Origin of the sequence: Clostridium sp. 001 (assembly GCF_019056555.1) — a bacterium.
In the GTDB taxonomy this organism is placed as follows: Bacteria; Bacillota; Clostridia; order Clostridiales; family Clostridiaceae; genus Clostridium_B; species Clostridium_B ragsdalei.
The window spans coordinates 838,697-850,587 of the sequence record NZ_CP020473.1 but is presented as its reverse complement, the minus strand read 5'-3'; the positions used below and the strand labels follow the sequence as shown (position 1 = coordinate 850,587).

Genomic DNA, 11,891 nt, shown 5'->3' with positions numbered 1-11,891 from the left:
ATTGATGAATAATCATGTAATCAGGAGGACATTTTAATGGAGTTTAATCAAATAGAAGCATTTATTAATGTAGCAAAGTTTAAAAGCTTTTCTAAGGCTGCGGACTCAATTTTTTTATCACAGCCTGCTATAAGTGCTCATATAGCTAGTTTAGAAAAAGAATTAAAGGTACAATTATTTAATCGAACATCTAGAGAAGTATTTCTAACACCTGCAGGGGAGTCATTTCTAAAATATGCTATAGATATTTTAAATTCCCGGGATAAAGCTATCTATAATCTTGCAAAGTTTAGTGGGACAGTTAGTGGAAAGCTTAGGGTATCAGCAAGTACTGCCCCTTGTAATAATATATTGCCTTCTTTAATAAAAGATTTTCATCAGCAATACCCTGATGTTTCATTTGATGTTGTAGAAGAAAGCTCTGATAAAATAATTAAAGATATTATAAAATTTAATTGTGAAATAGGCTTTGTAGGAAGATTTGTTAATGATGAAAAGATTAGGACTTATAGCATTATGGAAGATGATCTAGTTGTAATATCTCCGTCAGATTTTAATTTCCCTGATATCATAGACATAGACTTTCTACTTAAATATAAGTTTATATTAAGAGAACCAGGATCTGCAACTCGTAAAGCCTTTGAAGACATTCTAAAAAAACAAGGGATAGATGTTTCAAGTATAGATGTGTATTTTGAAGTGAACAATCTAGATGCACTTTATAAGTTTGTAAAAAATGGTCTTGGAATATCCATAGTTTCAGAAAACACATTTAAAGATTATATATCATTAGGATTTATAAAAGAAAGTCGTATAGAGAACATTTCTCTTAAAAGATATATTTATTTAATTGTTAGTTCTAAGAGAACTCTTACTCCTGCTGCAAATGCTTTTTTTAATCTATGTAAGAGGCGTTATAAGTTCTAATAAATATTGGAATTATATGTTAACATATAATATTGTCTTTTATATGTGGTAATTGTTCGTACATAAAATCATTAAATGAATTAGGGGGGTGTAAATGTGAAAGTTTATTTAGATAACTCTGCAACTAGTTATCCAAAACCAGAAGATGTTTATTATTCTGTTTTTAATTATATGAAAAATATAGGTGCAAATCCAGGCAGAGGTGGATATGCTAATGTTTTAGAAGGAGACAGAATTATATTTAGCTGTAGGGAAGCTTTAATGAAGCTTTTTAATTTTAACAAACTTGAAAATGTAATTTTTACATCAAATATAACTGAATCCCTTAACATATTATTAAAAGGTGTCATAAAAGAAGGATGGCATATTATTACTTCATCTATGGAGCATAATTCAATTTTAAGGCCACTTTCTAATCTGAAAGAAACTAAACATATTGATCTAGATATAATTGAATGTCCAGAAAGTGGGATTCTCAATATTGAGGATTTAAAAAAAGCTATTAAGCTTAACACTAAGCTAGTAGTTTTAACTCATGCTTCTAATATAATAGGCAGCATTCAACCCTTAAAGGAAGTGGGCAAAATCTGTCAGGAAAAAGGTATTTATTTTATAGTAGATTCTGCTCAGAGTGCTGGAGCTATACCCGTAGATTTTTCTGAAATAGGCTGCAATGCATTAGCTTTTACAGGACATAAGTCTCTTTTAGGTCCTCAAGGAACAGGTGGCTTTTTAATTGACGATGATTTAAATAAAGAAGCTTCACCTTTTATTGAAGGTGGTACGGGAAGCCTATCAAAAAGTATAACTCAACCTGACTTTCTTCCTGATAAATTTGAAAGTGGAACATTAAATGCACCTGGTATAGCTGGATTACTAGCAGGAATTAATTATATAACTAAAGAAGGAATTTTATCAATCCAAGAAAAGGAACAGCAGCTTTGCCAACATTTTATTGATGGACTTTTAAACATACCTTCTATTAAAGTCTATGGTTCTAAAGATGCATCTTTAAGAACCCCTACTATTTCTATAAATTCAACTAAAATTAATAATGCTGAATTAGGATTTATTTTAGATAGAGACTATGGAATAATGGCTAGATCAGGATTACATTGTGCGCCTTTAGCTCATAAAACTATAAAAACTCTTGCTGAAGGAACTTTAAGATTTAGTTTAGGGCCATTTAACGATAAAAAAGATATTGATTACACTTTATATGCACTAAACTTAATATTAGGATCTGTCTAAAAAAGATGTCAGAGGGTTCACATCTTAAAACTTTTATGGTGGTAGCTTGTTGAAAAGGCCACATTTACTGTTGATTGATTCTAAAGTTATATTTTTTTCATTCTTGGCAATAATTTATAAGTGAAAAAGAGAAATAAAGTGGATATAAAGTGTGAAATTTTAGTAGGAGGTGTCAATGTGGCTCAAAAAAGACTTACAGAGCTAAGTAAAACTTCAGGATGAGCAGCGAAAATAGGGCCGGAGACCCTGTCAAAAATATTAGGCAAGTTACCTAAAATGGAAGATAAAAATTTAATAGTGGGAATAGAAACCTCTGATGATGCGGCTGTCTATAAGATAAATGATGAAATGGCAGTTATACAAACATTAGATTTTTTTACTCCAGTAGTCGATGACCCTTATACTTTTGGGCAAATTGCTGCAGCAAATTCTATAAGTGATGTATATGCAATGGGTGGAAAACCGACAGTAGCTTTAAATATAGTGTGTTTTCCAAATTGTTTATCTATAGATATTTTAGGGGAAATATTAAGAGGGGGAGCAGATAAGATAATTGAAGCAGGAGCAGTAGTTATTGGTGGTCATACGGTAGAGGATGATGAACCCAAATATGGATTATCTGTAATGGGAATAGTCCATCCAGATAAAATTCTTAAAAATTTTGGTTCGAAAGTAGGAGAGGATGTTATTATAACAAAGCCCTTAGGAACTGGAATAATAAACACTGCTATAAAAGGAGGAATGGCATCAAAGAAAGCTTATGATGAAGCTGTAAAAGTTATGACTACCTTAAATAAATATGCAAGTGAAATAATTGCAAATTATAATATTTCAGCTTGCACAGATATAACGGGTTTTGGACTTATGGGGCATGGATATGAAATGGCCGAAGCTTCAGGTGTCACTTTTAAATTTTATAAGGATAAAATACCTTATATAAAAGAGTCAAAAGAGTATGCAGAAATAGGACTTGTACCAGCAGGAACTTATAATAACAGAAAATATATAGAAGGTAAATTTGAGTTTAGAGATACTCCAGAATGGATGAAAGATATATTATTTGATCCTCAAACCTCGGGTGGCCTTTTAATAACTTGTTCAAAAGAGGAAAGTTCTAAAATAATAGAGGAACTTTCAAAATTGGAATTACCATCAGCGATTATTGGTGAAGTAATACTTAAGCAAGAAGAAGGATATATAATAGTGGAATAAGTCTAAGAGGCAGAATAAATTTCTTAGGCTTTTTAATGTCTATGACGGCGAAGATATAATTTTAGAATAGTTTAGAAGGTGGGAATTAGAGTGGAAAAGAATCAACTGTTAAGAGATCTACCAAAGATAGATGAACTTCTAAAAGAAGATATAGTAAACAATGAACTAAAATTTACAATGAGAACGATTGTTGTTGAGACATTAAGAGAGGTTATAGATAACTATAGAGAGCTTATATTAAGTGGCAGTATAGATGAATATTCAAAAGAGGATATATTCAAAAGCTTTTTAGAACTTTTAGAAGAGAAGAAGGGTTCAAAATTTAAAAAAGTTATAAATGCTGCAGGAGTTATTATACATACTAATTTAGGGAGATCACTATTAGCTAAAAAGGCTTTAGAGAATGTTGTAAATGTGGCTGATAACTATAATAACCTGGAGTATGATTTGAAAAAAGGACAAAGGGGTTCAAGGTATAGCCATGTTGAAGAACTTATTAAGAGAGTGACAGGAGCAGAAGCTGCTATTGTTGTAAATAATAATGCAGCTGCAGTTATGCTGGTGTTGAATACTTTGTGTAAGGATAAAGAAGCAATTGTATCTCGAGGGCAGTTAGTTGAAATAGGAGGTTCTTTTAGAGTGCCAGATGTTATGAGTTTTAGTGGAGCAAGGCTTGTAGAAGTTGGAACAACAAATAGAACCCATTTATATGATTATGACAATAATATAAATGAAAATACTGGTGTTTTACTAAAAGTACATACATCTAATTTTAAAATTCTAGGATTTACAGAGGATGTATCTTTAGAAGAACTGGTTAAGCTAGGGTATGAGAGTAAAATACCTGTAGTAGAAGATATAGGAAGCGGTACATTAATAGATTTTTCAAAATATGGATTTACACATGAACCTACAGTTCAGGAAAGTATTAAAAAAGGTGTAGATGTAGTCACTTTTAGTGGAGATAAGATGCTTGGGGGACCGCAGGCAGGAATAGTTATAGGTAAAAAAGTATATATAGATAAAATGAAGAAAAATCAACTTACGAGGGCACTGAGAATAGATAAAATGACACTTGCTGCATTAGAGGGAACACTTAAGTATTATTTAGATGAAAAAGAGGCTGTAGAAAACATACCTACACTGCATATGATACTAAGTCAGAAGAGTGATCATAGAAAAAGGGCACAAAGACTTAAAAAGAAACTTGAAAACAAAATTAAAAACTTTAAATTTGCATTAGAAGAAGATTATTCAATAGTAGGTGGAGGTTCAATGCCTACGGAAAAAATAGGTACATATGTTATAAAGGTAGAAAGTGATAAGTTTTCTCCGCAAGAATTAGAAAAAAAATTGAGAGAAAATAAAACTCCTATAATAATTAGAATTTCAAATAATGAGGTTATATTAGATGTAAGAACTATTTTTGATAAAGATTTTGATATAATAGTAAATGCTTTTGTTTTTTTAGATTAAAAGAGAGGTAGTAATGTATATGAAACATATTATAATTGGAACAGCAGGACATATAGACCACGGAAAGACCACTCTTATAAAAGCCTTAACCGGTAGAGAAACAGATACTCTTAGAGAGGAAAAAGAAAGGGGAATATCTATAAATCTTGGCTTTACTTTCTTTGATCTGCCATCGGGTAAAAGAGCAGGGATTATAGACGTGCCAGGGCATGAGAAGTTTATTAAAAATATGTTAGCAGGAATAAGCAGCATAGATATAGTTATTTTAGTAATAGCTGCAGATGAAGGAATAATGCCTCAAACAAGAGAACATTTTGAAATTCTTCAATTATTGGACGTTAAAAAAGGTATTGTTGTCATTACAAAGTCAGATTTAGTAGATGAAGAATGGTTATTAATGGTAAAGGAAGATATAAAAAATGAATTTAAGGGGACTTTTTTAGAAAATGCTCCAATTCATTCAGTATCTTCTAAGACTGGTATTGGATTAGATGATTTGATAGAAGATATAGACAAATTTACAGAAGAAGCAGAAGCTAAAGACGTGCAAGGGCATTTTAGGCTTCCGGTAGATAGGGTATTTACGATAAGTGGATTTGGAACAATAGTGACAGGAACAGTTATAAGTGGATCCATTAAGGAAGGTGAAATAATAGAAATTTACCCAACAAAGCTTGTATCTAAAGTAAGAGGAATTCAAGTGCATGATCACTCTGTAAAGGCTGCTGAAGCAGGACAGAGATGTGCTATAAATATAGCAAATGTAAAGGTAAGTGATGTTAAAAGGGGAGATGTAATATCTGTTGAAAATTTAATGGAACCATCTTTAATGGTTGATTGTAAATTATATTATTTAAAAAGTGCATTAAAACCCTTAGAAAATAGGCAGAGAGTAAGGCTTTATCATGGGACAAGTGAGATCATATGCAGAGTTGTTATATTAAATAAAGATCAGGTGGAGCCAGGAGAAGAAGCATATGTGCAGCTAAGGTTAGAAAAACCTCTAACTGCTCAAAGAAATGATAGATATGTAATACGAAGCTACTCACCTATGAATACTATAGGAGGTGGATCTATAATTGAGCCACTTGCTAAAAAAGCAAAACGATTTGACCAACAATATATTGAAGAGTTAAAGATAAAAGAAAGTGGAAAAACTGAAAGTATATTAGAAAATACTATTAAAAACTTAAGTAAGGAATATCCAGGAATCACAGACATATTAAAATCATTTGGGAAAAATGAGGAAAATATTGAGGAAAAGCTAGGAAAATTAATAAGTGAAAATAAAATAGTGAAATTTGACAGAGGAGATAAAGCAATTTACGTTCATAGATGTTTTATTAATAAAAAAATAGCTGAAATAGTTAATATACTTGGTAAATACCATAAGGAAAACCCACTTAAATGGGGGATATCTAAAGAAGAAATAAAAAACAAAGTGTTCGGGAAATCACTGAATCAGAAAACCTATGGTCAGATAATGGATTTACTAGTAAGTGAAAAATTATTACTTATACATGGCAATTTTATTTCACTTCCAGACTTTAGTATAACTTATACTAAAGAGCAAAAATTAATAAGAGAACACATTATAAAATCTTTTAAAGATGGTAAATTTTCACCTCCCAAATATAATGAACTTGAGACAAAAGAGAAGGATACTAAAAACTTTAGGATGGTATTTGATTCTATAGTGGATGAAGGTATTTTAGTAAAAGTATCAGAGGATTGTTTCTTTTTGTTAGAAGATTACAGAAAGGTTAAAGAATTAGTTATAAATATTATAACTAATAATGGAAGTATGACTTTAGCAGAACTAAGAGATGAGTTAAATACAAGCAGAAAATATGCTGAGGCACTTGCAGGACATTTTGACAGTATAAAGTTAACTAAAAGGTTAGAAGATAAGAGAGTGCTTTATTAATACTAAAGAATTATAAAAAAAGCTGCTTTGACTTAGTGAATATCTTAATTATATTATAATTGTATCATAAAATGTGATACAATTAATCACATAAAGTGATAAGAAAATAGACGAAAAATGTTGACATAATAAATGGTACATATTATAATACTTTATGTAATTAAATATGGGAGTAGATAGGTTCTGGTGTTCCTGGCGGTCTTCAAAACCGTTCTGTCGTGCTAAGACCATGACGGGTGGGTTCGATTCCCACATATTCCCGCCATTAATAGGATAAAAGACATCTAGTAAATTTGTAAAGTTTACTAGATGTCTTTTTATTTTCCAAAAATTGTACAAGTATAAAATATTAGTATAGAAGTGTTAATATTTATAATTTTTTCAAATTTGACGTAATAATAGCAAAGCTGTATAATCAAGTCAGTTATTGTTGAAAGATTAAAGGTTTATCGTTAAAGTTTATAATTTATATTTGATGTAAATAATATGTTTTTCATAATATAATTTTGACATAATAATATTTCATGAAATACTTATATTATTATTTTTTTGTGTAGAATGGAGGAGTAAAATTGATAGTTATAGAGAACCTTAGCAAAAATTATGGAAAATTGAATGTTTTAGACAAAATCTCATTAACTATTAATGATGGAGAAATTTTTGGGTTAGTTGGAAGAAGCGGTGCAGGAAAATCTACATTATTAAGATGTATTAATGGCTTAGAGAACTTTCAAGAGGGAAATGTAATAATTGATAATGTAAAAGTTAATTCATTAAATAGAAATGAATTAAGAAAATTTAGAAAAGATATTGGAATGATTTTTCAACAATTTTCAATTCTAGAAAGAAAAACAGTGTATGAAAATATTGCACTTCCAATGAAATGTTGGAAATTACCAAAATTACACATAGATAAAAAGGTTAAGGAACTTGTGGAATTAGTAGATATTAAGGACAAGCTTTATGTGAAAACTAATAATTTAAGTGGTGGTCAGAAGCAGCGTGTTGCAATTGCCAGGGCTTTAGCAATGGAACCTAAAATATTGCTATGTGATGAAGCAACATCAGCATTAGATCCTCGAACAACAAAAGACATATTAACGCTACTAAGTAAAATCAATGAGGAATTGAAGATCACAATAGTGTTTGTAACACACCAGATGTCAGTTGTAAGACAATTATGCACAAAATTAGCATTATTAGAAAACGGAAAAATTGTTGAAAATGGGGATGTTCGACAAATTTTTACAAGTCAGTCAGATGCTTTACAAAGATTATTAGGAACTGAAGATTATGAATTAGTGGAAGGGTGCAATTATCAATTAATAACTACAGAAGCTGATGAAAATGATACATTGCTGTCTAAACTGGCAATAGAGGTACAAGTTCCATTTTCTATTGTAGATGGAAATGTAGAACATTTTAGAAAAGAAAAAATGGGAAAATTTATTATAAATTTTGAAGAACAATATGAAGAAAGTTTTCTTTCATATTTTAGACAACATAATGTTATTTATAAAAAAATACATGCTAAGGTGTAAAAAATTAACAATTAGGGAAAGGAAGCGGCAAAATGAGGGATATACCATGGGAAGAAATTATTAATAGGATTATGTTGCCTGCATGTACTGCTACATTAAAAATGCTTGTGTTAGGAGCTTTATTAGGCGGTTTTTTTGGATTTATATTGGCTATGATTATGTATATGACAAGAGAAGATGGCATACGACCGAATAAAACAGTTAATGCAATTTCAAATGCTTTGATTAGTGTTATACGTTCCTTTCCATTTATTATATTAATAGGTAATTGCGAAACTCGCTAATAAAAATGAATAAAAGATGTTTAGAAGTTGCAAAAGTATTGTTAGAAGTTTAAAGACAAATTTTTATGATTTGAAATAGCCATATTGATAAAAAAGGGCGCACGAAATAAAGCAAAGTTGGGTTTCTATTTTTTACAAATAAAATTTATGCAATTAATGGTTTTAGGCTTCTAATATATTCATTTTTATGTATTTTATTTGCTACAATAACTGTTATTAGCTGAGTTATACCGGCTAGAAGTAAGTCAGAATGAAGCGTTAGCTCATTTTGTGTCTTACGATCCGCAACGCAATAACTGCCTTTGAAATGGTTGATGTTTTTCTCGACAGCAGTCCTGATTTTATAAGTGTTTTCCCATTGGAGAGTTCCACGAGTAGTTCCAGGATATGCACGAAGATTCTTTTCAGGATAAATGTAAAACATTCTGCCGCAAGAAGATTTTGTACATGGATTTTCACATAGAGTTACACGTTTGCTCTTTTTAGTTTTTTTATTGTATACCCATTTCATTTTGGGACATACGAATTTCATTGATGGAATTCCAGAACGTAAGTGTGTTTTACTGCCTTCTCGTTTCATTGGAAGCGAATGGTCATAAGGACAGCATGGAATACCATTTTCATTTAAAGGGCAGTCGAATTCTTTTGATGCAAGTTTAGTTTTTAATGGAATGAATGCCTTTTCAAATTTCAAATCATGCAAAAGGTATCGATAAATCAGAATGCTGTCAAAAGCAGCATCACCTAAAAAGATTTTTGGATTTATCAAAGGATGTTTTGCAAAGAAATCCATAAGAACAGGTATAAGAGCTTTAGAATCAGCAAGAGATTTATCTTCATCCGGTGAATCAGATTTTTTCTCAATAACAATATCAGGATGTGCTTTTAGAAAATCCTGATTGTAAAATGAAATATCTCTTACAATACCAAGTCCGTTGGTTACAATGCCAAATTTAAAAGCATAGCAAAAATGACCGTTAATGTACATTTGTTGAATGGCCGGATTAGCTGAAGCGTGTGGAGGCATAGAACCATAGGCAGCTTTATAAGGATCATAAGAATCATCTAAAGCATGTACTTTCTTAAAAGTCTTAAGCTGTTTTATGATGCGGTTAGCATACTTAGGGTTGTTTTCAGTAACAAAAGCTTCGATACCAGAAGTATCAAAAATAGTCATAGAAGCAAGTTTGGGGTCAATTTGCTGGCATATTGGTTCAGTAATATCAACGAGATTATCAAATATCAATTGTAAGTCCAGAATAAAATCCTGTTTAAAACGTGTGAATTTAGAAGCATCAGGGACTTTAAGGAAACCGCAGAAATCCCTTAACTCTTGAGAATATTTAAGAAAAATAATCAAAAGGGAATCCGTAGGAATAGAAAAAATGTGCTGCAAAATCAAAGCACGGAGCATGGCGTAAAGACTGTATTTACGGGGCCTTCCAGTAGAAGCATAAAAATGATTTATGAAGGAAGCAGGGATTAAATCATCAAGGTTAATAGTATTTTCAAGTAAAGAAAGAAACTGAGGCTTGTTATTTTCAAATTTTTCTTTGCAATCAGAAAAAATATCTGCCAAAGAAAGCTGTTTATATGGTATCATAAATATATAACTCCTTTCTGAGGTATATGGTGATTTTGTTTCTTTGCAATTCAATTTTACCATAAATCAGTGAGGAGTTATTTTGTTTTGTAACAAAAAATACACCGCATTTATACGGGTTGTAGCGTTTCGCAAACGCCTAATTATATTAATGGTTTCAATTATACCGTTGACACGTTTAATTGTGGGAAGCAGTATTGGCTGGCAGGCAGCAATTGTTCCATTAACAATAGCTGCAACACCATTCATGGCACGTATATTTGAAAACAGTTTAAAAGAGGTAAATCCATCATTAGTGGAAGCAGCAAAATCTTTTGGAGCTTCTGACATGCAAATTATTTTTAAAGTAGTTATTGTAGAAGCACTGCCATCACTTGTATCAGGTTATATCTTATCTGTAATTCAAGTATTAAATTTCACTGCTGTTGCAGGAACTATTGGTGCTGGAGGATTAGGGGCTTCTGCACTCCAATATGGTTATCAAAGCAATAATGATAAAGTAATGTATTCTATTGTTCTAGTTCTTGTTGTATGGGTTATTTTAATTCAAGTAATAGGAGATTTTGTGTATAAAAAGATTAGATAAATGATTGTGGAATTATGCAAACGATTAAAAAGTATATAAAGGAGGAAAATATGAAGAAAAGAGTTTTAAGTGTATTATTATGTGTTGTTATGTCAGTAGTTATGTTAATGGGATGTGGAAACAAAAGCACTGATAAAAATGGGGCTTCAAAGGATAAAAAGACATTGAAGTTGGCATGTGTAGCCTTTAACTATGATGAGGTGAATGATCCTATAGCAATAAACAAATTAAAAAAGCTTGGATATGATGTTAAAGTTATAGTAATGGAAGATGCAACAACAATGAATGAAGCATGTATGAAAGGTGAAATTGATGCTTCACTACATCAACATAAACCGTGGATGGATGCATATAATAAGTCAAAGAAACAAAATATGGTAATGTTAAAACCGTATATTCATTACAATGTATTTGGCATCTACTCAAAGAAATGGGAAAATATTAAAGACATTCCTAATGGTGCAAAGGTTTGTTTGGGAGAAGATTCAAGTAATCAAGCAAGAGGACTTTTGATGTTACAAAAAGCAGGAATGATTAAAATTAAAGATGGTGTAACTGTTCCGACAACATTAGATATTGCTCAAAATCCTAAAAATCTTAAATTTACAACTGTAAATGTTGCACAGGTTATGAGTTCACTTCCAGATGTAGATATCTGTTTAAGTGCAAAGATGTTTCAAGTAAGTAATAAAATTAGTCAAGATACAGAAATTTATACTTCAGATGATTTATATAATTTTGGAGTAGGATTTGTAGTAAGTCCTGACAATGCAAATGCAAAATGGGCAAAAGATTTAACTGATGCGTATACAACACCTGAAATGAAAAAGGAAATTAACAAAATATTTAAAGGCTGCTATGTGCCAGGTAAATAGCAAGGATAGAGGTTGAAAGTTAAAATAGTAAAACAAAAACTTTCTCAAAGCCAGGTATTTTCATTATGTTTTGTGACTTGAGAATAGGTAATTGCGAAACTCGCTAATAAAAATGAATAAAAGATGTTTAGAAGTTGCAAAAGTATTGTTAGAAGTTTAAAGACAAATTTTTATGATTTGAAATAGCCATATTGATAAAAAAGGGCGCA

The 11,891-nt window shown here is 30.9% G+C and carries 9 protein-coding genes, 1 tRNA gene and 1 pseudogene; 10 read left to right on the top strand and 1 reads right to left on the bottom strand.

The genetic code is table 11. The annotated features are described in order from the left end of the window. Positions 1-36 precede the first annotated feature (36 nt). The 8 genes from B5S50_RS03805 to B5S50_RS03770 all read left to right on the top strand — a co-directional run bounded on the left by B5S50_RS03805 (position 37) and on the right by B5S50_RS03770 (position 8,618). Positions 37-927 carry a selenium metabolism-associated LysR family transcriptional regulator gene (locus B5S50_RS03805; RefSeq protein WP_217303152.1) on the top strand — a complete coding sequence of 297 codons (891 nt, stop codon included), beginning with the start codon at positions 37-39 and terminating at the stop codon, positions 925-927. Between the two features lie 96 nt (positions 928-1,023). Then, positions 1,024-2,178: an aminotransferase class V-fold PLP-dependent enzyme gene (locus tag B5S50_RS03800; RefSeq protein ID WP_217303151.1), complete on the top strand. Its 1,155-nt coding sequence runs from the start codon at positions 1,024-1,026 to the stop codon at positions 2,176-2,178. A gap of 177 nt (positions 2,179-2,355) precedes the next feature. Continuing rightward, entirely contained in the window at positions 2,356-3,390 is a 1,035-nt protein-coding gene (selD, locus tag B5S50_RS03795; RefSeq protein ID WP_217303150.1) for a selenide, water dikinase SelD, read from the top strand. A gap of 90 nt (positions 3,391-3,480) precedes the next feature. Beyond that, complete coding sequence (gene selA, locus B5S50_RS03790) at positions 3,481-4,866, top strand: L-seryl-tRNA(Sec) selenium transferase (protein ID WP_217303149.1); 1,386 nt, start codon at positions 3,481-3,483, stop codon at positions 4,864-4,866. Positions 4,867-4,885: 19 nt separating this feature from the next. Next, entirely contained in the window at positions 4,886-6,793 is a 1,908-nt protein-coding gene (selB, locus tag B5S50_RS03785; protein WP_217303148.1) for a selenocysteine-specific translation elongation factor, read from the top strand. Positions 6,794-6,961: 168 nt separating this feature from the next. After that, a tRNA-Sec gene (locus B5S50_RS03780) sits at positions 6,962-7,058 on the top strand. A gap of 307 nt (positions 7,059-7,365) precedes the next feature. Then, on the top strand, positions 7,366-8,334 hold the full coding sequence (locus B5S50_RS03775; protein ID WP_217303147.1) for a methionine ABC transporter ATP-binding protein: 969 nt from the start codon (positions 7,366-7,368) through the stop codon (positions 8,332-8,334). Between the two features lie 32 nt (positions 8,335-8,366). After that, a complete protein-coding gene (locus B5S50_RS03770) occupies positions 8,367-8,618 on the top strand; it encodes a hypothetical protein (protein ID WP_217303146.1) in 252 nt (83 codons plus the stop codon). Between the two features lie 258 nt (positions 8,619-8,876). On the opposite strand, the pseudogene B5S50_RS03765 reads toward B5S50_RS03770, so the two are convergent. Next, positions 8,877-10,221 (bottom strand): annotated as a pseudogene (locus B5S50_RS03765) (transposase). A gap of 184 nt (positions 10,222-10,405) precedes the next feature. Between B5S50_RS03765 and B5S50_RS03760 the strand changes: the two are divergent. Both B5S50_RS03760 and B5S50_RS03755 read left to right on the top strand, forming a co-directional pair. Continuing rightward, positions 10,406-10,807: a methionine ABC transporter permease gene (locus B5S50_RS03760; protein WP_368041496.1), complete on the top strand. Its 402-nt coding sequence runs from the start codon at positions 10,406-10,408 to the stop codon at positions 10,805-10,807. A gap of 50 nt (positions 10,808-10,857) precedes the next feature. Next, entirely contained in the window at positions 10,858-11,682 is an 825-nt protein-coding gene (locus tag B5S50_RS03755; RefSeq protein WP_217303145.1) for a MetQ/NlpA family ABC transporter substrate-binding protein, read from the top strand. Positions 11,683-11,891: the final 209 nt, after the last annotated feature.

Excerpts from the sequence above, each read along its gene's own strand:
- B5S50_RS03805 (WP_217303152.1), top strand. The coding sequence starts at position 37 with ATGGAGTTTAATCAAATAGAAGCATTTATTAATGTAGCAAAGTTTAAA.
- selB (WP_217303148.1), top strand. The coding sequence starts at position 4,886 with ATGAAACATATTATAATTGGAACAGCAGGACATATAGACCACGGAAAG.
- B5S50_RS03770 (WP_217303146.1), top strand. The coding sequence starts at position 8,367 with ATGAGGGATATACCATGGGAAGAAATTATTAATAGGATTATGTTGCCT.
- B5S50_RS03755 (WP_217303145.1), top strand. The coding sequence starts at position 10,858 with ATGAAGAAAAGAGTTTTAAGTGTATTATTATGTGTTGTTATGTCAGTA.